A 23,516-nucleotide genomic window follows, 5' to 3' on the forward strand; every position below is an offset into this window, starting at 1 on the left:
AAATGCAAGAATTATTTATTAAATTTATCAGAAACTTCTACAAGTCTTCTTGCTTGGAATCTAACAGCACCTTCAAGATCATTTGCAAGTCCTTCTCTTGTTGCAGTTCCACTTGTACCATAAGGGTTTCCGCCTGCAGCATAAACAGAATCATCATTGTATCCTGGAGTTACGATAATTGCTCCCCAGTGCATTGCAGTTGTATAAAGTGCACGAACTGTTTGTTCTTGTCCACCATTGTTATTTTGTGCTGATGTCATTGCAGAGAATAATTTGTCTTGAAGTTTGCCTTTTGCCCAAAGTCCACCTTGCCCGTCCAGGAAGAATTTCATTTGTGCAGGAACATTACCAAATCTTGTTGGAGCACTTACTAAAATTGCATCTGCCCAAACTAAATCTTCAGAAGTTGCAACTTCGATGTCTTTAGAATCTTCAAGATATTTTTTCCATGCTGGATTGTCTTCTGCACCAGCAGTATCAAGTAGTTCTTCAACTTTTCTAATTCTAACTTCTGCCTTATCTTTTACTTCGTCAGCTGCCCAATTAACCATTTGGAAGTTATGTCCTGTCATTGAATAATATAATATTAATAATTTTGTCATGTAATCTCCTTTCAAAATTCATTTTATTAACTCTCTTTATTAGTTTACCCCAATAATATCAAGATAAATCAATAATCAAATTAATTTAAATCTATTCAAATTATTTTGAATTTATTGTATACTTTAAATGATAAGGAGGAGAGTTATGATTAAAGTTCTCCATTTAATTAGTGGCGGCGATACAGGTGGTGCAAAGACCCATATCTTTACGCTGATGAAAGGTTTAAAAAATAAAGTTGATGCAAAAATTGTATGCTTTATTAAAGACACCTTCTATGACGAGGCTAAGGAAAGAGGCCTTAATATAGAAGTGTTTTATCAAGAGAAAAGATGGGACCTTTCAGTCGTTTCTAAGTTAAGTGACGAAATAAATAATAATAATTATGATATAGTTCATGCACATGGAGCACGAGCTAATTTTATTTGTATGTTTTTGAAAAGTAAAATTAATGTGCCCATGATTACAACTATTCATTCCGACTATATGCTTGATTTCAAAGATAATTTTTATAAGAATTTAATTTATACAACTCTTAACAAGAGAGCACTTAAAAAATTCGATTACTATATTTGTGTAAGTGATAATTTTAAAGAAATGCTTATGAAAAGAGGTTTTAAAGAGGATAGGATTCACGTACTTTATAATGGAATTGACACAGAAGAGGAAGTTAATTACATTCCTAAGACCACTTTTTTAGAGAAGTATAAAATTAATTTCAATGGAGAGTTATTAGTTGGAATTGCTGCAAGACTTGATAAAGTGAAAAATCACGAGACATTTATTAAAGCTTGCAAAAAGACACTTGATGTAAATCCAGATATATTATTTTTAATAGCAGGCGAAGGCGATGAAAATAAGAAGCTACAAGAAATGACAAAGTCTTATGAAATCGAAGATAAAATTTATTTCTTAGGTTTTATAAAGGACAAGTACAGCTTTTTTAATGCGATAGATATTAATGTACTTACAAGTATTTCGGAGTCTTTTCCATATGTAATTATGGAAGCGGCACTACTTAAGGTGCCTACAATTTCTACTAGAACTGGTGGAATTCCTGAAATTATAAAAGATGATGAAACTGGATATTTGTTTGAAGTTTATGATTATGAAAAATTGTCTGAATATATTCTAAAACTATATAATGACAGAGAGCTTCTTGCAGAATTAGGCGAAAATATAAGAGATTTAGTAAAAAATGACTATTCTCATGAGTCTATGGGAAATAGACAATATGAAATTTATAAAGAAATTTTAGATGGAGGAAAAAATGAAAATAATTGACAAAAGAGGAAGACTCTTTGGACTTATTAATGTTATAGACTTAGTTGTAATTCTTCTTGTTCTTGCACTTGTTGTAGTTGGTGTAAAGAGATTTGGAACTAAGGCAGCAGTGGGAGATGTGAGCACTAAACAAGGAGTTGTAACTGCAGAGATTACTGATATTAGAGAGGCGACTGTTAAAAATATCAAAGTTGGAGATCCAATTTATGATTATGACAAAGGAACTTATCTTGGAGAGATAGCTAATGTAGAGGTTGGTCCTCACACTGATGAAGTTGAATACCAAGGAAAAGTTGTTAGAGCTGAAGTTCCTGATAAATTTAGAGCAGAAATTAAAATCAAAGCTGATATAAAAGATACAAAAGATTTTTATCAAATAGGTACTGAACAAGTTAGAGTTGGTAGTCAAATCAGAATTAAAAATAAAAATATTACAACATTTATGACAATTTTAGGCATAGAAATTTAGGTGAATTATGGTTAATTCAGTAACTTTAAGGTTTTTTATTAAAGCACATGATTTATCCTTAGAACTTTATGAAGATAGTTTTACAAAGAAAATCTTTGATGCAATAAAAAGACCAATTACTATTGCTATAGAAAATTCTAAAGTACATGAATTTTTAAATAATGAAAAGCCAATTTTTAAAGGCTCTTTTATTTATAAGATATACAGTAAATTATTTAAATTAATTGAAAAATTAATGGGTTTTCTAAGGAAAGTATTAGTTCCTCAAATCGATAAATCAATATTATTATCTCAAACTTTTAATTCTTTAGATAATTTTGATGAAGTAATGGGAATAATTTCAAATATTATTTTTTATTGTGGACTTGTAACTACAATTATTTCTCTAATTGTTAGAGAAAGTTTTGTTATTCCACTATTTATAATGATTTTTGGACTAATTGCTTCTATTTTTAAGGGCTATTATTTAAAAATTATAAAGGATTCAAAGGTTTTAGAATTTTTCCTTAGCTTTTTTGATTTAGACAAGGGTGGTGAAGAATGGTGGTAAAATCTAGAAAGATAAATTTTGTATTTTTATCAACAATTCTTGTAGCCTTAGTTTATTATTTTTTAGGAACTAAATTTTTTATAGCTGCACTTGCAGGTATTTGTGGACTACTACTGGTTTTATATGATATAAAAATCGGGCTTTATGCAGCAGCCTTTTTATATCCGTTTCTTCCTGATGCACTTGGGTTAATAATGATTTTATCAATGGGATTTTTCTTACTATTAAAATCAATGCTTTTTGGAGAAAAATTTAGTGTAACAGAACTTACAGTTCCCATTGCAATTTTTGCATTTATTGCAATTTTTTCAACATTTACATCAGTAAAGCCCATGGGATCATTAAGAGACTTAGCACTTAATGCAGCTGGGATGAGTTTTGTATTTGCTCTTACAAATTCAATAAAGACAAAAAGAGAATTAAATGGATTTATTTCAGTGTTTATGTTGTCAGCTCTTTTAGTTGCACTTCTAGGAATTATTCAATATTTCACAGGAGTACAAATGAGACCTGAATGGCTTGATACTGAAAATAACACTGATATTGCAGTTAGAGTTTATTCTGTATTTTTCAATCCAAATATATTGGCAGAGTACTTAGTTCTTTTAACTCCAATTGCAGTTGGAATGACTTGGTATACAAAAAGTCTTAGAAAGAAATTTTTATTTGCAGCTTCAACGGGACTATTATTACTATGCATACTTATGACTCTTTCAAGAGGTGGATGGGTAGGAATTGCCTTTGCAGCACTAAGCTTTGTGTTACTTGTTGACAAAAGACTTTTACTTTTAGGAATACCAATAGGAATTGGTGGACTTGCATTTTTACCTCAAAAGGTTATCGATAGACTAGTATCCATTGGATCAACTGTTGACTCATCAAATTTATATAGAATAAAAATTTGGGACATCACAATGGATGTAATTAGAGATAATTTTATAGCAGGTGTTGGATTTGGTTATGTTCCTTTCAAAGATACTTTTGAAAGATATATTAGAACTATGCCAATATATCACGCTCACAACACTTATCTTGAAATAACTGCAGAAATTGGGATAGTTGGATTTATATTTTTTATGTTGCTTCTTCTTGCAACTTTAAAATATGCCTATGTACATCTAGTTAAATCTGAAGATAAGTATTTTAAATATTTGGGAGCAGGATTATTTTCAAGTATTATTGGAATTATGGGTCATGGACTTGTAGAGCATTTCTTATACATTCCAAGAATTATATTTACATTTTGGATAATTATAGGAATAATTTTTACAGCGATTAGAATTGAAAAAAACGAAAAATTAGATAAAGAAAGTTTAGAGACAGAGTGATTTTATGAATAAAATAGTTGTATCAGGTTACTTTGGATTTGATAATTCGGGTGATGATGCTATATTAAAGGCAATGGTTGCTGATTTTAAAAAACTGAATATGGATTTGGAAATTATAGCACTGTCTAAAAATCCTGAGAAAACTAAGAGAGTTTATAAAATTGATGCTGTAGACAGATTTTCTATAAGCGAAGTTTTTAATACCTTTAGAGACTCTGACTTATTTATATCTGGAGGTGGATCGCTTCTTCAAGATATTACTTCCACAAGATCTATTTTGTACTATCTTTCCGTGATACTTATGGCTAAATTTTTGAGAAAAAAAGTCTATGTTTACGCCAATGGAATTGGACCAATTGACAAGAAATTAAACAGGATGATTACTAGATTTGTGCTAAATAAAGTTGATTACATTACTCTTCGAGATGAACTTTCTAGAAGATTTGTTAAAAATCTAGGCGTAAAAAATGAAAATATCGAAGTAACAGCAGATCCTGTTTTTTCTCTTGATGCAGCAGGCGATGATAGAATAGATGAGATACTTGAAATAGAAGAAATCGAGCTTTCAGAAAATACAATAGGTTTTTGTCTAAGAGATTATAAAAATGACGAGGGATTAAAGAAAAAATTTGCAGAAGAAATTGATAATTTAATCGATGCAGGTCACGATGTACTTCTCGTTCCATTTCACATGCCAAGGGACAATGTATATTCAGATGAGATTTTAAAATACACAAAGAATAAGGACAAACTAAAAATTATAAAAAACAATTATTCAGCAGAAGAATTAATGGGAATCTTTAAAAGATTAAAACTTCTATGTGCAATGAGACTCCATTCATTAATCTATGCAGCTAATGTTTCACTTCCAATGGTTGGAATAATATACGATCCAAAAGTTGAAGCTATGATAAAAGAATTGGGAGTCATCGAATATATTGACATTAGAAATTTCAAAGTACAAGACTTAAATGAAAAAGTTGAAAGTGCACTTAATAATCTTGAAGATAGAAGACAGACACTTATAAAAAATACAAACAAAATGAAGAGTAAATCTAAGAGAAATATAGAGATAGCTATAGAGCTTTTAGAAAAATAAATGCTATGGTTTTGCCATAGTATTTTTAAAATTAATTAAAAATTTTTAATTTTACTATTGACAGTTAATTTTTTTAAAGTATAATAGTTTATAAATAAAACATTGATTAGAAAGTAGTAGCTTAATTGATAATTTATAGAGAGCCAATGTTTGGTGGAAATTGGTAATTTATTTTAAGTGAATGGGTCTATGAGTGCGAGGCGAATTATAGTAGCTAAGACGGATTTCTCCCGTTATCGAGATAGGATATGTTAGTATCTGAAAAGAGATGCAAGATTTTTCTTGCAATAAGGATGGCACCGCAAATAATCCATTTGCTCCTTAATTGGAGTAAATGGATTTTTTTATTCCTTGATACTATATATCCTTTAAAAATATTTTAAAGGAGACGAGAAAAATGAGTGAGAAAGTAAGAGTTTATGGTGACAGAAGTTCACAGAGAAAAGAAAGCACAAGGGTAATGGTTATTTCAGCAATACTTTTGGCAGTGGGGGCAATTACCCACACAGTTTTTAGTGGGCCAGATTTTTTACTGGCATGTATGTTTGTTGCAATTGCAATTTCTAATAACAAGAAAGAAGTTTTTGCAATTACAGTGGCAGCAGGACTTTTAACAGGTTTTACGCAAGTTAATCCTGTGGGCACAGTGGCATCCTTATTTGACAAATTGATTTCAGGATTTTTCTTCTTGTTTATAATCAATATGTTTGGAGAAAAATATAAGAATAATTTGATTTATTTTGCAGCTGCAGTTGTTTTATCAACTATTCTTTCAGGCTATATTTATTTTGCATCTTATTACTTCATAGGAAAATTAGTTGGACTTCCTCCTACAATGAAAATAATGCAAAGAGGAATTTTAATTCCAGTTTTAACTTTAGTTATGCCAACTGCATGTGCAAATGGATTTATTGCAACAATTATTAACAGAGCTTATAAGTTAACAAGATTTTAATAAGAAAAGGCACGATTACAATTATATCGTGCCTTAATTTTATCTAAATTTAATTTTTCCATCTTCTATGGAGTCAATTATAGCAAGTGATAGAAGATCGTAACCCATATCTCTGATAATTTTTCCACCATCTTGGAATCCCTTTTCTATTGCAACAGATATTCCAGATATTTCTGCACCAGCTTGTTTTGACACATCTATTAGTCCCTTTAAAGCATTTCCTTCAGCTAAGAAATCATCTATTATAAGTAGATTATCTTCAGGAGATAGAAATCTTTTTGATACAGTAATATTGTAATTTTTCTTGGTAGTATAGGATTCAACTTTTGATTCATACACATCGCTTCCAATGTTTAATGTCTTTTGCTTTTTACAAAATACAACTTTTGCATTGTTAAAATGCTTTGATGCTACTGTTGCAAGTGCAATTCCGCTTGCCTCAATTGTAAGAATTTTATTTATCTTTTTATCTTTAAAATACACTGCCATTTCTTCAGCAAGTTTGTCTAAAAATTCTATATCTAATTGATGATTTAAAAAAGAATCCACTTTCACAATATTTCCATCGAGAATTCTTCCATCTTTTACAATTCTTTCTTCTAATAAATTCATCTCACACCCCTAATAGAACTATTTTAATTGAAATGTAAAGAGTATTCAAGTTTAATTTAAGCCCTCGAATCTATTAATTAATAAGCTAAAGTGATATAATCAAATTATGAAGTTAATTATTTTTATTCTACTATTTTTAACTGCTTGCAGTCCTTCTAAGCAAAAATTAATAGACAGTGATTTTAAAGGCGAAAAAAGTGCAATTATTTATTCTGTTGGAAATGAATATAGTCTTGAAATTAAAAATGAAAACAAAGAATTTCAGATTGATGTAAGCGATTTGAAACCTTGGAAAGTTGAGTTTTGTAATGTTGATGGACATAAAAATGTTATAGCAATAGGAGTTTATAAGAAAACACCACTACATAAAGAAGAAACTAAGAGGGTTTTCTTCTACAATATTGATTATAAAAGTGAGGCTCTAAGACCTAAGCTTAGAATTTCAAGACTATATAATCCCATGGTAAATTTTACAATGAAAGATATTGATAAGGATGGTCTTGATGAAATAATTGCAGTTGAGAAAAACATTGATAGTAAATATTTAATGGGAGGTTATGATTTTACAAACTTTGCCTTTGAGAGAAATTATTCAAGTAAGACTTATGACGAAGAAATAAAGCTAGTAGATGATTATGTAATGATTAATGACAAAAAGTATTTATTAAAAATTAAAGGAGATGAAATACTATGCGTGGAAAAAGATTAATAGCAGTGGGTCTTATGTCTCTTGCACTTCTAACTGCGTGCAATAATGGTTCAAAAAGTGCTGCAGTCGAGAAACCAAAAGTTGAAGTAGAGGACACTGCATTTCTTGATGAAATGGAGACTAAGACAAATTTCATAGAGTTTAAAAAGAGCGAATTTACTCCAAGTGTTACAAAGTACGAAATTAAATCAGATTTATCCAATATCGAAAATATTTCTAAATTTGGAAATTTTACAGAAAATCAAAAAAACAAATTAGTTGAAAATGCCTTTGTAATTACTAAACCTAAAAATTCTGACAACTATTATCTGCCAGAAGGTGAATGGGAGTATGAATACGATCAAATTCATCAAATTTATGAAGAAAATGTGTACACTGAAATAGCAAATTTTATAACTACAGATTCAATGACTCATATTTTCCACATATTCTACGATGGATTTTTGAGAAATTTAGAAACTAATGAGCTCTATCCAAAATCAATTGATTTTAATAAAAAATTATTAGAAGGAAATATTAATATTTATAATAATTTAACTGATGAGAAATTAAAAGAAGCTCAACTTAAAAATATTGCAATGATAGCAACTGATTTACATTTATTGGGAGAAGAATATTCAATTCCTGAAGAAGCTAAAGAATTAGTAAATAGTGAAATTGCCAGTGCAGAGTCTCAAGAAGTGGGACATTCTGTTATCGCAGATAAAGAAGTTGACTTTTCACAACTTACACCACGCGGACATTACACAAGAAGTGAAGAACTTGAAAAATATTTCAAGGGTACAATGTATTATGGACAAATTGGTCTTTTCCCACTTGAAAATGGAGTTAACGAAGAAAAAATTCTTCAAGGACTTCTATTAACTCACAGTATTTATAAAAATCCAGAACTTTTAAAGACTTGGGAAGATATTGTAGAGCCAATTGACTTCTTAGTAGAGAATGCAGATGATTTGTCTATCAGAGAATATGCTAGATTTCTATACGGAGTTTATGGTAAAGAATTTGATGTAAATGAATTAAATGATTCAAAGAAAATAAAAGCAGTAGCAGCTTTAATAGAAGAGCTTCCAAATCCACAAATTGCTGGATTTATGGGAAAATCTTTTAGACTTATGCCACAAAGAGCAGTAATAGATAATGTATTGATGCAAAATGTAGTAGATATTGCAGCAGATAACAAGCCTTCTGAAAGACCAATTTATTCTGGACTTGATTTAATGACTGCTCTAGGTAGTATTAAGGCAAGAGAAATCACAAAGGAAGATCCATATAATTCACATTGGAAGGACTATCCAAAGAGAACTGAAGAAAACATAAAGACAGTTGAAAACTTTAGCGAAAAAGATTGGCAAAAAAATCTATACCGAGGATGGCTGTGGATGCTACAGTCTTACACTCAAGACTTTGGCGAGGGTTATCCAATGTTTATGCAAAATGATGCTTGGAAGCGAAAAGATTTAGTTTCAGCTCTTGGCTCATATGCAGAGCTTAAGCACGACACAGTTCTTTATGGTAAGGCAGTTATGGCAGAAATGGGCGGCGGAGGAGAAATTGAAATTCCGAAATCCTATGTTGAGCCCAATGTTGAACTTTACAATAAACTTTCATGGCTTCTTGAATTTACAAAAGTCAATTTAAAAGACAGAGAAATGCTCTCAACAGAATATGAAAATAAATTAGATAATTTCAAAGAACTTGTAGATTTTCTAGCAACAATTTCTGTTAAAGAACTTGAAAACTCTAAAATTACTGAAGAAGAGTTTACAAGACTTTACACAATTGGTGGCGAAATGGAAGCTCTAATGGTTGATTTTGTTGAATCAGATAGTGAGTTTGAAGTTTCAAATTGGTTTGAAATACAAAATGCAACTGATAGAAGAATGCCAGTAGTTGTAGATTTAATGAGAGTTGTTGAAAACACTACAGGAATTCCTGCTGGAAAATTATCTCATATTGGTACAGGAAGACCTATGGAAATATATGCAGTTTATCCTCATGAAGGTAAGCTCTACATGGGTAAGGGTGCAACTTTCTCTTATTTTGAATTTTTAAACGATGAAAGACTTACAGATGAGAAATGGCAAGAAATGGTGTATAACGAAAAAACAGATTATCCAACTTGGTATAAAGATTTAATTACTGAAGAAAAAGAAAAATTAGAATTTTCTTATGAATATTAAAACTTGGCTCATTATCTGAGTCATTTTTTATTGTGACAAACTTTTAAAATATGCTACACTTTATCACGTTTTTGATATATAATATTTAGAAAAATATAAGGGAGGACAAATATGAAGAAGTTCAAGCGTATTTTAGTTGCAAATCGTGGAGAAATTGCTATTAGAATATTTAGAGCAGCTAGAGAATTAGGGATTCGCTCAGTTGCAATTTATTCTGAAGAAGACAGTTTATCTCTATTTAGAACTAAGGCAGATGAGTCCTATTTAATTGGTAAGGACAAATCTCCATTAGATGCATATTTGGATATTGATGAGATTATAAATCTTGCAAAAAATAAAGGGGTAGATGCAATTCACCCAGGTTATGGATTTTTATCTGAAAATCCTGAGTTTGCGAGAAAGTGTGAAGAAGAAGGAATCACATTTATAGGACCAGAAGCGAGAGTTATGGAAAAACTAGGGGATAAAATAACTTCCAAAATTGTCGCAAAAGAGGCAGGGGTGCCTACTATTCCTGGAATTGAAAAACCTATAAGAAGTGAAGAAGAAGCAAAAGAATTTGCAAAAAGCTGTGGCTATCCAGTTATGATAAAAGCTGCTGCAGGTGGTGGCGGCCGTGGAATGAGAATTGCTGAAAGTGAAGATGAACTTTTAGATAAATTTCAATCAGCAAAAAATGAAGCTAAAAAAGCCTTTGGCGACGACTCAATGTTTATTGAAAAATATCTTCACAAGCCAAAACATATTGAGGTGCAAATATTAGGGGATAATTATGGGAATATTGTGCACCTTTATGAAAGAGATTGCTCAATTCAAAGACGTCATCAAAAGGTAATTGAATATACACCGGCATTTTCTCTACCAGTAGAATTAAGAGAAGAAATTTGCCAAGATGCACTAAAAATTGCAAATTCAATTGGATATTCTAATGCAGGGACTGTTGAATTTTTAGTTGACTCAAAGGGAGATCACTTCTTCATAGAAGTCAATCCAAGAATTCAAGTTGAACACACTGTTACAGAAATGTGTACAGATATAGATATTGTTCAGGCACAAATTTTAATTGCCATGGGACACGAACTTTCAAGCGAAGAAATTGGAATTAAATCACAAGATGACATAGTGCACAATGGATTTTCCATTCAATGTCGTGTGACAACAGAAGATCCTTTAAATAACTTCATGCCTGATACTGGAACTATTAACCTTTATCGTTCATCCTCAGGATTTGGAGTAAGACTTGATGGTGGCAATGGATTTACAGGAGCGGTTATTTCTCCTTATTACGATTCTCTACTTGTCAAGGTAATTACTCAAGCAAGAACTTGGAAAGATACAATTAGAAAGACTGTGCGTTCACTTTCTGAGCTTAAAATTGGCGGAGTAAAGACTAATATTGGATTTTTATTAAATGTTTTAAATACTGAAGAATTTAAAAAGGGAACTTGCGACACAGGTTTTATTGAAGAACATAAGGAATTATTTGAAATTCAAAGTTCAAAGGACAAAGAACTTAGACTTATGAGAATAATCGGAGAAAAAGTTGTAAATGACAGCAAGACTTTAAATAAAAACTTTGATGTCCCTCAAGTTCCAAAATTTGAGAAGAGAGATTTCAAAGGATTTAAGCAAATCTTCGAAGAGTTTGGTGCAGATGGATTAAAAGATTATATCTTAAATGAAAAGAAACTACTTTTAACTGACACAACTATGCGTGATGCGCATCAATCTCTTATGGCAACAAGAATGAGGACAATCGACCTTGTAAAAATTGCAGAAGCATTAAACTATAACATGGGTGAGCTTTTCTCAGTTGAAATGTGGGGAGGAGCAACTTTTGATGTTGCCTACAGATTCCTGCACGAAGATCCATGGGAAAGACTTGAAATTCTAAGAGAAAAAATGCCTAATATGCTTCTTCAAATGCTAGTGCGTGGTAACAATACTGTTGGATATAAAAATTATCCAGACAATGTTGTTGTGAAATTTATAAAAGAATCAGCGGAAAGAGGTGTTGATTTATTTAGAATTTTCGACTCGCTTAACTGGTTACCTGGAATGCAACTTTCAATAGAAGAAGTTATAAAAAATGGAAAAATTGCAGAAGCTACAATGTGCTATACAGGAGATGTGCTTGATGAATACAGAGACAAATATTCACTTGAATATTATGTAAACTTTGCAAAGGAACTTGAAAAGACTGGAGCTCATATTCTTGGCATTAAAGATATGAGTGGACTTTTAAAACCTTATGCAGCTAAAAAATTAATCAAAGCTCTAAAAAATGAAATTTCAATTCCAATTCACTTGCACACTCATGACACTACAGGAAATGGTGTAGCTACAATCCTACAAGCAACAGAAGCAGGAGTTGACATTGCAGATACTGCAGTAAACTCAATGAGTGGACTAACATCTCAACCTGCACTTAACTCAGTTGTTGCAGCACTTAAAAATACAGATAGAGACACTGGAATTGACCTAGATAAAGCAGAAGACATTTCAAAATACTGGGCAGCAGTTAGACCAGTTTACGAAAACTTTGAATCAGATTTAAAATCAGGAACTACAGAAATTTACAAATATGAAATTCCTGGAGGACAATATTCAAACTTAAAACCACAAGTTGAAAGCTTTGGACTTAGACATAAATTTAAAGAAGTTAAGGAAATGTACAAAGAAGTAAATGAAATGGTTGGAGATATTGTAAAAGTTACACCATCATCAAAAATGGTTGGAGACTTTGCAATCTTTATGGTTCAAAATGAACTTACTCCTGAAAATATTTTAGAAAAAGGCAAAAACTTAGACTATCCAGATTCTGTGATGACTTATTTCAAAGGCATGATGGGCCAACCTTATGGTGGATTCCCAGAAGATTTACAAAAGATGATTTTAAAATCAGAACAAGCAATCACAGTAAGACCTGGAGAACTTCTTCCTGATGAAGACTTTGACAAAATTAAAGAACATCTAAGAGAAATAGGTGTAGAAGATGACGATAAAAATGCAGTATCTTACGCACTTTATCCAAAAGTATTTGACAATTATGTAAATTACATCAAAGAAAATGGAGAGGTAACAAGAATTGGTTCAGATATTTTCTTCCACGGATTAATGGAAGGCGAAAGTGCAGAAATTTCCATTGAAGAAGGGAAAACTTTAATAGTAACTCTAATTGAAGTTGGAAAACTTCTAGAAAATGGAACAAGAAATCTAACTTTTGAAATAAATGGATCAAGAAGAACAATTAATATTAAAGATGAAACTGTTAAGGACAGCGGAAAATTTGAAAGCGAAAAAATTTATGCTGATCCAAATAATGAAAAGGAAATTGGATCTTCTATACCTGGCAAAATTGTGAAAATTCTTGTAAAAGATGGTGACAAAGTCCAAAAAGGTGATAAACTATTTATAGCAGAAGCTATGAAAATGGAAGCTAATATCGTGGCAAATGTAGATGGAACAATTAAAACTATATTAGTTAGAGAAAATGACATGGTGGAAAGTGGTGAGCTTTTAGCTATTTTAGAGTAAAGGAGAGCTTATGAAAAAACTTTACAGATCAAGAGAAGATAAAATGTTGGCTGGAGTTTGTGGAGGAATTGCAGAATATTTTAATATTGATTCCACAATAGTTAGAATTTTATTTGTATTAATTTCAATAGGTGGCGGATTTGGAATACTTGCTTATGTTGCACTTGCAATTATAATGCCAGAAAGACCTTATGGAAGAATTGACGAGCCAAGAAAAAATGCCGACGACTTTGAAAGAGAGTATAGAGAATATACAGAAACTAGAAAAGATAAAAACGAAGAAGATTTCTATTAAGAAAGTGCCCTTTGGGGTACTTTTTTAATTTATATAAACTTGATAAATAATATAAAAAGAATATAATAGTTTACGGGTAAGAAAATATGAATGATGTTATTAATCTTTGTGAAAAATTTTACAATCAAAAAGTGATTTCTTTGGAAGAATTTAAATTTCTATTTAATTTAAAAGATGCCAAAGATTTACACGAGTATGCTAGAAAATTATCTCTTAAGAATTTTGGAAATAAAATATACATAAGAGGTTTAATTGAAATAAGCACTTATTGCAAAAATAATTGTTATTATTGTGGCCTTAGAAATGCAAATGAAAATGTAAATAGGGTAAGGCTGACAAAGGAAGAAATTATAAGTAGAGTTCAATATGCTAAAAGTTTTAATATTAATACCATAGTTCTTCAGGGTGGAGAAGATGATTTTTATGATATCGACTATCTTGAAGAAATTATAAAAGGTATTAAAGAAGTTCATAAGGATACAGCCCTGACTCTATCTCTTGGAGAAAGATCTGTTGATGATTTAGAAAGACTTAAAAATATTGGAGCAGATAGATATCTACTGCGTCATGAAACAAATTCTAAAATTCATTATGAAAAGCTACACCCTAAGAGCATGAGTTTTGATAATAGAATCTCAACAATTTTTAAATTAAAGGAAATGGGATTTCAAACAGGCTGTGGAATGATGATAGGTTCTCCATTCCAAACTATTGAAAATTTATATGAAGATTTAAATTTAATTTTAAAGTTAAAACCTCAAATGGTCGGGATAGGTCCTTTTATTCCAAACAAAGATACTCCCTTTAGAGATTATCCTGCAGGTAAATTAGAAGATGTATTAAAAATACTTTCAATTGTAAGAATTGCAAATGAAAAGATTCTTCTCCCTGCAACAACGGCCCTAGGAAGCATCCATAAAACTGGCAGAGAACTTGGAATACTTGCAGGTGCAAATGTATTAATGCCTAATTTAGGCGAGGAAAAGATTAGAAAGAATTACACTTTATACAATAATAAAATAGGAACTCAGATTGAAAATTCTGATGACTATATTGGTTTATCAGATAAGTTAAAAAAGATTGGTTATGAAATTTCCACATCAAGAGGAGATTACAATAGAAAGAAGGAAAAGGATGTATAGACCAGAATCTAAAATTGCAGAAGAGTTTATTAATCATGAGGAGATATTAGATACTCTAAAGTTTGCAAATGAGAATAAGAACAATAAATCTCTTTTACTCAAAACTTTAGAAAAAGCTAAAAAAGAAAAGGGTCTTAATCACAGAGAGGCTGCTCTTTTACTTTTATCAGAAGATGACGAAATCAAAGAAGAATACAAAAAACTAGCTAAAAAAATAAAGGAAGATCATTATGGAAATAGAATTGTTTTATTTGCTCCACTTTATCTTTCAAACTATTGTGTAAATGGATGTGTTTACTGTCCATATCACTATAAGAATAAAAATATTAGAAGAAAAAAGTTATCACAACAAGAAATCAAAGAAGAAGTTATAGCATTACAAGATATGGGACATAAGAGACTTGCAATTGAGCTTGGAGAAGATCCAATTAATAATCCTATTGAATATGTAATTGAATCTTTAAAAACCATTTACTCTATAAAACATGAAAATGGTCAAATCAGAAGAGTAAATGTAAATATTGCAGCCACAACTGTAGAAAATTATAAAAAATTAAAAGATGCTGAGATTGGAACTTATATATTGTTCCAAGAAACTTACAATAAAAAATCCTATGAGGAACTTCATCCAACAGGACCAAAGCATGATTATAATTATCACACTGAAGCAATGGATAGAGCAATGGAAGCAGGCATTGATGATGTGGGCATAGGTGTATTATTTGGCCTTGAAACTTATAAATATGAATTAGTTGGACTTTTAATGCATGCTGAACACCTAGAAGCAAGATTTGGAGTAGGACCTCATACAATTTCTGTTCCAAGAATCCAACCAGCTGATGATATAGACCCTAATGATTTTAAAAATTCTTTAGCAGATGATATATTTGAAGATATAATAGCATTAATTAGAGTTTCAGTTCCTTATACAGGAATGATTATTTCAACAAGAGAATCTCAAAAGGTTAGAGAAAAGGCATTGGAACTAGGAGTGAGTCAAATTTCCGGCGGATCAAGAACTTCTGTAGGTGGTTATGTTAGGGAAGAAAAAATAGAAGAAAACTCTGCTCAATTTGATGTTGCAGACCACAGAACATTGCAAGAAGTTGTGGATTGGCTAATGGAACTTGGATATATCCCAAGTTTTTGTACAGCTTGCTATAGAGCTGGCAGAACTGGAGATAGATTCATGCACTTCTGCAAGTCAGGCCAAATATTAAATTATTGTCAGCCAAACGCTTTAATGACTTTAAAGGAATATATGCTCGACTATGGCGATGATAAAACAAATAAACTTGGAGATAAATTAATAAGAGACGAACTTAAAAAAATACCTAAGGATAGAGTTCGCCAAGCTGCAACAAAATACATTGACGAAATGCAAAAAGAAGGAAAGAGAGACTTTAGATTTTAATGGAACTCAACAAGACAAATTCAGGAAGCAGAATACACATTGGCTTTTTTGGAAAAGTAAATGCTGGCAAATCTTCCCTAATAAATGCCTTTGCTGGGCGAGATATTTCTATAGTTTCTGAGATTGAAGGAACTACAACTGACCCAGTTTATAAATCAATGGAGATAAAATCTTTAGGACCATGTCTTTTAATGGATACTCCAGGAATTACTGACAACACTGAACTTGGAGAAGTTCGTTTAAAGAGGACTAGAGAAGTCATGGCAAAGACTGATATTGCAGTAATAGTAATATCAGATACGAATTTAAATGAGGAAAAGAAATTAATTGATGATTTAAAAGATACACCTAAAATTATTGCAATTAATAAGATTGATAATTTAAATTCTACTGAAATAGTTAAAATAAAAAATGAATTTAATAATCTCCCGATAGTTGAAGTTTCAGCTAGAGAAAATATTGGAATTGATTTACTTTTAAGAGAATTATTGAAGTTTAGTCCTAAAATAGAAGAGAGACTTTTCGATGGGCTTGTGGAAGAAAAGGACTTAGTTCTTTTAGTTATTCCACAAGATATTGCAGCACCTAAAAATAGATTGATTCTTCCACAAGTTCAATCTATAAGAGAACTTTTAGATAGAGACTGTATTGTAATGATGGTAAAACTTGAAGAATTAGAAGATGCTTTAAATGTAATGAGTAAAAACCCAGATTTAATAGTTGCCGACTCATCTGTATTTCAAGAAGTGTTTGAAAAGAAACCAAAAGATACAGCTCTAACTTCATTTTCCGTTTTATTTGCAAAATTAAAGGGAGATATTAATTCTTATGTTGAAGGGACTAAAGCTTTTTCTAAATTAAAGGATAATTCTAAAATATTAATCGCTGAATGTTGTACTCATGCACCGGCGGAAGAAGATATTGGAAGAATAAAAATACCAAATTTAATTAGAAATAAACTAAATAAAAACATTAAAGTAGATGTATTAAGTGGATCCGCTTTTCCAGAAAATATTGAAGAATATGACCTTATTATACAATGCGGCGGATGCATGCTTAACTCTACTAATATTAGAAATAGAATAAAAACAGCTAATGGTAAAAATATTCCTATTACGAATTATGGAATAACAATAGCTTACTTTAAGAACATACTTGATAAAATAAAATACTAAAAAAACCACTGATTGATTCAGTGATTATTTTGTAGACAAACCCACTATAACGCTCACCAATTTTGATTTTATAGTGGGTTTTATTTTGTTAAATTTAGGTACTGATTTATTCAGTGTTTTTATTATAAAAACTTATCCTTTAAATTATCCCAATATGAATTATTTGAAAAAGATAATTTTTTAATCACTTTATTTGAAAGCCTAACATTAACTCTGTGGAGATTATTAAAGAAGTATTCTGATCCATCTACTAGAAGTAGGTTTGAATCTTTATATCTTTTTTCAATCACTAGAGAAATTGTATGAGAGCCTGGCACTACAACTGACTTAGTTAGTGATCTATAAGCTGATGAACTCACAGGAGATATAGGAGTCATCTGAAGTACGTGAATACTTGGGTAAATTATAGCACCACCTGATGACATATTGTAAGCAGTTGAACCCGAAGGTGTGCAAACTAAAATTCCATCGCCTGAAAATTTCTCCACATGATTTCTATCAATAAACACATTCATGTGAATTGTCTTTGAATGAGCAGCCTTTAGCACAACTTCATTTATTGAATACATTTTATAAGTTTTATTTTTAGTATAAATGTCCGATCTTATTAACTTAATATCATTTATCTTATAATTTTCGTTTTTATAATCTAATACAAATTTTTCAATTTCATCTGGCTTAATTTCTTGATAAAATCCAAGATGGCCAGTGTTAATTCCGACAAAGGGCATTTCTGGAAAATCATTTTTGTGAACTGCTTTTATAAAAGATCCGTCTCCGCCTATACATATTGTAAGCTTTGCATTTTTATTAAATCCATTAAAAGGTTCAAAACCATTATTAGAAAGCTCCTTATGTAGAGTTGAAGCAGTTTTTTTCGATTCAAAGTTTGCATTAGAAAGTATATTAATTATTGGTCTAGACAAGGTACACCCCCTTGATTTTTTTTATTATTGCTTATATTATAAACGAATAAATAGTTGTTGACTAGGGGTGTTAAATGTATAGGTTAAATTCCCGAGACTTTATAAATTTTAAAGCAGATAGAGAAATTAAAATTAATGATTACCTAAGAGAAAGAGGACTATCTTCAAGATTTATTACAAAATCAATTAAGCTAGGAAATATTTATCTAAATAGTAGAAAAATTAGAAAGAATAAGAAATTAAAATTAGGAGATATTATTTCTGTAAGGTTTGAAGATGAAAATCCAAATGGAAAAGTTCAACTTATGGATTTAGATATTCTCTACGAAGATGATGATATTATCGCAGTTAATAAGCCAAAGAATATGGTGACTCACACTGCAAAAGATGACTCCCACGGGACTCTTTTAAATTACATGCTTGGATATTTTGATAAGAATAATATTAAAAGAAAAGTTAGATTTGTAAATAGACTTGATAGAGATACATCAGGTATTGTCTTAGTTGCAAAAAATTCTTATGCACAAGATAAATTATCAAGTCAGTTCAAAGATGAAATGGTTAAAAAATACATTGCTATTTGTAAAGGACATTTTGAAGAGAAAAGTGGAGTTATAGATGCACCAATTGCAACTTCAGAGGATGGAATAAGAAGAGAAGTAAATTATGCAATAGGAAAGCATTCAAAAACTTCTTATGAAATAATTGATGAATATAAAGATATGAGTTTACTTCTTTTGACTTTACACACTGGTCGCACTCACCAAATTAGAGTGCACCTATCTCACTTGGGTCATCCAATTATTGGAGATGAATTGTATTTTGAGAAATCAGATTTAATCCATGGACAAGCCCTTCACTCATATTATATAAAGTTAAAAAAAGTTAGATGCGATGAATTCGTTGAAATTAAGGCAAAAGCTCCAAGTGACTTCAACTTTTATAAAAGTGCTTTTCTTGATTAATATATAGAGTTGTTGTATAATATTTACAGTAAGTTCTGCGATGTTCGATTTTTGCTCTAGTTAATTCAACCGACAAAGAACACACGGGAAGCTGTGTATATGCATGGGATGGCAAGCCCCCATTGAGGGGAAGTCAGAAGATGCAATCAAGTTTTTACCCACCATGAATAATGGGCGGGTGTGAATTAATAGAGTTACGGCATTGTGGACTTATTTTTTTGTAAAATTATTTTTTACAAAGGTGATTAAATATTTGCCCAAAGGGTAAATAATACATAAGTTTAATAAATAAATTTAAGGAGAATTATTATGGGACTATTTGATTATTTAGAAGAAAAACGCAACGAAGCTGTTAGAAGAAGAAGACTTAGAGAAGCTTCTAAAATTTTCACAGGAGTAGCTCTTGGAGCACTTGGTGGAATTTTATTTGCACCACAAGAAGGTAAAAAAACTCGTGAAGAAATTGCAGATAAATCTAAATATGCTGCTAACCAAGCTATAAACGCTGCTAATGATGCTAAGGACACTATCCAATTTAAAGCATATCAAGCTGGCGAACAAGCTAAGAAAACTTACGAAGATCTTAGAGAAAGAGCTGCTGTAAGAAAGCTTGAATTCGACGAAGATGTTGAAGTAGCTAAGGCTAAAGCTAAAGCTATTGGCGAAGTTGTAAAAGCTGGAGCAGAAGATATTAAAGAAGATGTAGAAAATACTACTGACGAAGTTAAATCTACAGCAACAAATGTTAAAGACGACCTTAAAAAAGGTGCAAAAGATATCAAAGATGAAGCAAAAAAATCATCTGAAAATGTAAAAGAAACAGTAGAAGAAACTAAAAAGGACGTAGAAAAACACACAAAATAAGTGGAATAGATAGGAGGTAAATAAATGATGAATCAGGCATTTACTGTGGGAGATCTATTGAGTTTTCTACTTTATATAGTTGCCATTGCTGCACTTGTAGCACTTTTCTTAGTGTTACTTAATGTTTTTAAAATTTTAAAGAATGTAAATGAAATAATTGAAAGAAACCAAGGTGAACTTGATCACACTATTAAGACAGTTCCTACAATCATGGACAATGCAAAGGACATTTCAACAAATGTAAACTTAATTTCTAATGATGCTACTAAACTTGTACAAGGTGTAAAACCTGAAGTTGAAAGGTTAATGGGAACAGTTGGATCTGTATCTGATACAGTTAACGGTCTTACTAGACAAGTTGATGATGCAAGTTACAGAGTTTCAAACACAGTTGCAAATATTTCAGATGTAATTTCTGATACTGCTAAGACTATTTCACTTAGCTCAAATAATGCAATTGACTACTTTTATATATTTAAAGAGTTGACAAAAACTCTTAGAGAAGTATTTTTTAAATAAGAATTTAGGCGAAGTTTGAATAACTTCGTCTTTTTTTATTTACTAAAGTAAATTCTGTAGTATAATAAAATTAGTTGGAGGAAAACATGAAAAGAGTAAAAATTATTACTAATCCAAATTCGGGAAGAGAAGCAGCTCTATCGAAAATACTACAGCTAATCAAACTTATGAGTAAAGACCAATATAAAATCGAACTTTTATTTACTCATAAAGAAGGCGACGGAATAAAATTTGCAAAAGAATATAGTGGTGAGGATTTTATAATTTGCTCTGGTGGAGATGGAACTGTAAATGAAGTTGTTAATGGAATATATCAATCAGGAGTTGATACTCCTCTTGCCATTTTACAAAGTGGTACTGTTAACGATTTCGCGAACTCACAAAATCTACCATCCACTCCTGCGAGATTTTATAAGATGATTAAAAATTTTAATACCAAAAAAATTGACCTTGGCATGGCAGGCGATAGAGTTTTTATTAATGTTGCAGCAGGAGGATTTTTGACTGAAATTGCCTATACAGTTCCTGCTGAAAAAAAGCAAACTCTTGGCAATATGGCATACTATATTGAAGGTGCCAAGGAATTAATCGAAAAGAACTTTTTTAAAGAACAGGATCCAATTGATTTAAAAATATCTTGTGATGAACTGGAAAGTCAAGAACAATCACTTATATTTTTAATAGCTAATTCTACATCTGTTGGTGGATTTAAAAAAATGGCTCCCTTCGCAGATGTATCAGATGGATTTTTAGATGTCGTAATATTTAAACAAATGAAGTTTTATGACATACCTGAGCTTATAGCAAATTTAGTTAATGGCAGACATGTGGATCACGACAAGGTAATTTACTTAAAAACAAAAGAAATAACCCTAGGATGTGATCAAAATGTAGTTATTGATGTAGATGGAGAGAGAACTTCAGAACTTCCAATGACATTTAAGGTCCTTGAGAAAAAACTTACAATAATTGTACCAGAAGGAGGAAGACATGGCATCAACTATTAAAGATGTAGCAAAAATGGCAGATGTTTCTATTTCAACAGTTTCAAGAGTAATTAATGACTCCAAACCTGTTAGTCCAGAAGCAAGAAGAAGAGTACTTCATGCAATTGAAGTGCTAGATTACAAACCAAATGAAGTAGCAAGATCTCTTGTCACTAAAAAATCCAATCTAATTGGGGTTATAGTAGAGGACATTGGATCAAACTTTATTGCTCAAATTCTTAGAGGAGTTGAAGAAGTTGGTAGAATGTATAAATATGACATACTTTTGAGTAGCTCCTATGGTGAAATAGAATCTGAGGTTAAATTTGCAAATTTACTTTCACAAAAACAAGTTGAAGGTATAATTGTAATTTCAAATTTACACAATCCAAAACTTGAATATAAATTAGAAGAAAGCAAGATTCCTTATGTAATTATTTCTAATTTCTATGATAATGAAAAATTTGACATAAATATTGATTACGAAAAAGCAAGTTATGAAATGGTGTCTTACTTAATGTCAAAGGGACATAAAAATATAGCTTCACTTGCAATTAGAAAAGATATAGATAGAACTTATGAAAAAGATAAAGTTGAAGGATACAATAGAGCCATGAAAGAACATGGTCTTGAAATAACTAATCTTTATTCAGAAGGACTCACAGAAGAAGCTATTTTAAATGAAAAAGAAAATATTCTAAGAACAATTAAGGATAAAAATATCACAGCAATATTTACATCCTTTGATAGCTTGGCAATTCACTTAATGAACCTATTACTAGATAATGGAATTAGAACACCTGATGATATCTCAATCACAGGATTTGGTGGATCACAAATATCTAATATTTACAGGCCAAAACTTACAACAGTTAAAATTCCATACTACGATATAGGAGCAGTATCTGTAAGTAAAATTTTAAAGAAAATAAAAAAAGAAGAAGGAGTATTCTCAGAAAGTGTACTTCTTCCAGCGCAAATTCTTGAAAGAGAAAGTGTAAAGGATATTAATGACTAATATAGCGATTCAAACAGATAGCCATATAATTAAAGTAGGACTTAAAGAAATATTAAAAGACTATGAAGTATTTGACTACAATAAATTAGAAAACCTACAAGAAATAGATTTATTGTTATTTGAAAAAGAAGAGCTAGCAAAAGAAAAAGTAAGAAAAATTAGATTATTAAAAAATAGAATAATTCCACTTAATAATGATTATTCAATTATTCGATTAGATACATCTGAAGATTCTATTTTAGAAGCGATAGATAAAACACTTAGAAATCACATATATATAGAAGAAAAATTGAAAGAGCTAAAACAAAACAGGATTAAAAAATACACTGTATTAAAAGAACTTTCAAGAAGAGAGAAGTATCTAATAGAAGAAATTATTAGAGGTAAGTCTAATAAAGAAATATCCCAGACAATATATATAAGTGAAAAAACTGTGAAGAATAATCTCACTAAGCTTTATAAGAAACTTGAAGTTAAAGGTAGAGATGATCTAAGGATTAACTATTATGATCTAATAATTTATAGTGAAGAAAATAATTGAAAATTTTACTTGACATGTAATAAATAAAATAGTAATATATAACAGCTGTCGAAAACAGCTGTTATTTTTTTTAAAAATAAAATAAAAAAACAGTTGACAAGAATAAGTACAGATGATAAACTATAATAGTTGTCTCGAAAGACAGCATGACTTCTGTAAAGTCGGTGTAAATACAAAATAAAAATTCTAAAAATTTTGTAAAAAACACTTGACAAAGTAAAATTACGAAGTTATAATAAATAAGCTACTTCGTTGAGGTAGCAAGAAACATGATAATTAAATAGTGTGAAGATATAAAATCGATATAATCGATAACAATCGTGATAAAATCACAAAGCAAACCAG

Annotated in this window: 22 protein-coding genes, 1 other RNA gene and 1 other annotated feature; of the genes, 20 read left to right on the forward strand and 3 right to left on the reverse strand. The window is 30.6% G+C overall.

Translation table 11 applies throughout. The features are described 5' to 3' along the window. Positions 1–11 precede the first annotated feature (11 nt). A complete protein-coding gene (wrbA, locus tag KQI68_RS10020; protein WP_216549989.1) occupies positions 12–602 on the reverse strand; it encodes an NAD(P)H:quinone oxidoreductase in 591 nt (196 codons plus the stop codon). Between the two features lie 145 nt (positions 603–747). Between wrbA and KQI68_RS10025 the strand changes: the two genes are divergently transcribed. The 6 genes from KQI68_RS10025 (at position 748) to KQI68_RS10050 (ending at position 6,285) form a co-directional block, all read left to right on the forward strand. Further along, a complete protein-coding gene (locus KQI68_RS10025) occupies positions 748–1,884 on the forward strand; it encodes a glycosyltransferase family 4 protein (protein WP_216549990.1) in 1,137 nt (378 codons plus the stop codon). After that, entirely contained in the window at positions 1,871–2,353 is a 483-nt protein-coding gene (locus KQI68_RS10030) for a DUF4330 family protein (RefSeq protein WP_216549991.1), read from the forward strand. The genes KQI68_RS10025 and KQI68_RS10030 overlap by 14 nt, the downstream gene beginning before the upstream one ends. Positions 2,354–2,360: 7 nt before the next feature. Then, a complete protein-coding gene (locus tag KQI68_RS10035; protein WP_216549992.1) occupies positions 2,361–2,903 on the forward strand; it encodes a hypothetical protein in 543 nt (180 codons plus the stop codon). Further along, on the forward strand, positions 2,894–4,231 hold the full coding sequence (locus KQI68_RS10040) for an O-antigen ligase family protein (RefSeq protein WP_216549993.1): 1,338 nt from the start codon (positions 2,894–2,896) through the stop codon (positions 4,229–4,231). The genes KQI68_RS10035 and KQI68_RS10040 overlap by 10 nt, the downstream gene beginning before the upstream one ends. Positions 4,232–4,235: 4 nt before the next feature. Continuing rightward, positions 4,236–5,330 carry a polysaccharide pyruvyl transferase CsaB gene (csaB, locus tag KQI68_RS10045; protein ID WP_216549994.1) on the forward strand — a complete coding sequence of 365 codons (1,095 nt, stop codon included), beginning with the start codon at positions 4,236–4,238 and terminating at the stop codon, positions 5,328–5,330. Positions 5,331–5,423: 93 nt separating this feature from the next. Next, positions 5,424–5,655, forward strand: a binding site (T-box leader). A gap of 72 nt (positions 5,656–5,727) precedes the next feature. Further along, entirely contained in the window at positions 5,728–6,285 is a 558-nt protein-coding gene (locus KQI68_RS10050; RefSeq protein ID WP_216549995.1) for a tryptophan transporter, read from the forward strand. 39 nt (positions 6,286–6,324) lie between these two features. Here the strand turns inward: KQI68_RS10050 and KQI68_RS10055 are convergent, their stop codons facing one another. After that, entirely contained in the window at positions 6,325–6,897 is a 573-nt protein-coding gene (locus tag KQI68_RS10055; protein ID WP_216549996.1) for a xanthine phosphoribosyltransferase, read from the reverse strand. 106 nt (positions 6,898–7,003) lie between these two features. Between KQI68_RS10055 and KQI68_RS10060 the strand changes: the two genes are divergently transcribed. The 7 genes from KQI68_RS10060 to hydF all read left to right on the forward strand — a co-directional run bounded on the left by KQI68_RS10060 (position 7,004) and on the right by hydF (position 17,352). After that, positions 7,004–7,606 (forward strand): hypothetical protein, encoded by a 603-nt coding sequence (locus KQI68_RS10060; RefSeq protein WP_216549997.1) that lies wholly within the window; start codon positions 7,004–7,006, stop codon positions 7,604–7,606. Continuing rightward, positions 7,588–9,789, forward strand: coding sequence for a DUF3160 domain-containing protein (locus KQI68_RS10065; protein WP_216549998.1), 2,202 nt, complete (start codon positions 7,588–7,590; stop codon positions 9,787–9,789). The genes KQI68_RS10060 and KQI68_RS10065 overlap by 19 nt, the downstream gene beginning before the upstream one ends. A gap of 111 nt (positions 9,790–9,900) precedes the next feature. Beyond that, positions 9,901–13,326, forward strand: a complete 3,426-nt coding sequence (locus KQI68_RS10070; protein ID WP_216549999.1) for a pyruvate carboxylase — start codon at positions 9,901–9,903, stop codon at positions 13,324–13,326. Between the two features lie 10 nt (positions 13,327–13,336). Next, positions 13,337–13,621, forward strand: coding sequence for a PspC domain-containing protein (locus tag KQI68_RS10075; protein WP_216550000.1), 285 nt, complete (start codon positions 13,337–13,339; stop codon positions 13,619–13,621). Positions 13,622–13,707: 86 nt separating this feature from the next. Next, on the forward strand, positions 13,708–14,763 hold the full coding sequence (gene hydE, locus KQI68_RS10080; protein ID WP_216550001.1) for a [FeFe] hydrogenase H-cluster radical SAM maturase HydE: 1,056 nt from the start codon (positions 13,708–13,710) through the stop codon (positions 14,761–14,763). Next, positions 14,756–16,177 (forward strand): [FeFe] hydrogenase H-cluster radical SAM maturase HydG, encoded by a 1,422-nt coding sequence (hydG, locus tag KQI68_RS10085; RefSeq protein WP_216550002.1) that lies wholly within the window; start codon positions 14,756–14,758, stop codon positions 16,175–16,177. The genes hydE and hydG overlap by 8 nt, the downstream gene beginning before the upstream one ends. Next, positions 16,177–17,352, forward strand: coding sequence for a [FeFe] hydrogenase H-cluster maturation GTPase HydF (hydF, locus tag KQI68_RS10090; protein WP_216550003.1), 1,176 nt, complete (start codon positions 16,177–16,179; stop codon positions 17,350–17,352). The genes hydG and hydF overlap by 1 nt, the downstream gene beginning before the upstream one ends. Positions 17,353–17,474: 122 nt before the next feature. Here hydF and KQI68_RS10095 read toward each other — a convergent pair whose 3' ends face one another. Then, complete coding sequence (locus KQI68_RS10095; protein WP_216550004.1) at positions 17,475–18,278, reverse strand: NAD(+)/NADH kinase; 804 nt, start codon at positions 18,276–18,278, stop codon at positions 17,475–17,477. 74 nt (positions 18,279–18,352) lie between these two features. Between KQI68_RS10095 and KQI68_RS10100 the strand changes: the two genes are divergently transcribed. The 7 genes from KQI68_RS10100 to KQI68_RS10130 all read left to right on the forward strand — a co-directional run bounded on the left by KQI68_RS10100 (position 18,353) and on the right by KQI68_RS10130 (position 23,171). Further along, positions 18,353–19,243, forward strand: a complete 891-nt coding sequence (locus KQI68_RS10100; protein ID WP_216550005.1) for an RluA family pseudouridine synthase — start codon at positions 18,353–18,355, stop codon at positions 19,241–19,243. 29 nt (positions 19,244–19,272) lie between these two features. After that, positions 19,273–19,458, forward strand: a non-coding RNA gene (ssrS, locus tag KQI68_RS10105) — 6S RNA. A gap of 94 nt (positions 19,459–19,552) precedes the next feature. After that, the gene (locus KQI68_RS10110; protein ID WP_216550006.1) at positions 19,553–20,107 is read left to right on the forward strand and encodes a YtxH domain-containing protein; all 555 of its coding nucleotides are present in this window, start codon (positions 19,553–19,555) and stop codon (positions 20,105–20,107) included. A gap of 24 nt (positions 20,108–20,131) precedes the next feature. Next, positions 20,132–20,626 (forward strand): hypothetical protein, encoded by a 495-nt coding sequence (locus KQI68_RS10115; RefSeq protein ID WP_216550007.1) that lies wholly within the window; start codon positions 20,132–20,134, stop codon positions 20,624–20,626. Positions 20,627–20,712: 86 nt separating this feature from the next. After that, a complete protein-coding gene (locus tag KQI68_RS10120; protein WP_216550008.1) occupies positions 20,713–21,633 on the forward strand; it encodes a diacylglycerol/lipid kinase family protein in 921 nt (306 codons plus the stop codon). Then, entirely contained in the window at positions 21,617–22,630 is a 1,014-nt protein-coding gene (locus KQI68_RS10125) for a LacI family DNA-binding transcriptional regulator (protein ID WP_216550009.1), read from the forward strand. Before KQI68_RS10120 ends, KQI68_RS10125 begins: the two co-directional genes overlap by 17 nt. After that, positions 22,623–23,171 (forward strand): LuxR C-terminal-related transcriptional regulator, encoded by a 549-nt coding sequence (locus tag KQI68_RS10130; protein WP_216550010.1) that lies wholly within the window; start codon positions 22,623–22,625, stop codon positions 23,169–23,171. Before KQI68_RS10125 ends, KQI68_RS10130 begins: the two co-directional genes overlap by 8 nt. Positions 23,172–23,516: the final 345 nt, after the last annotated feature.

The organism is Peptoniphilus ovalis (assembly GCF_018919265.1).
In the GTDB taxonomy this organism is placed as follows: domain Bacteria; phylum Bacillota; class Clostridia; order Tissierellales; family Peptoniphilaceae; genus Peptoniphilus_A; species Peptoniphilus_A ovalis.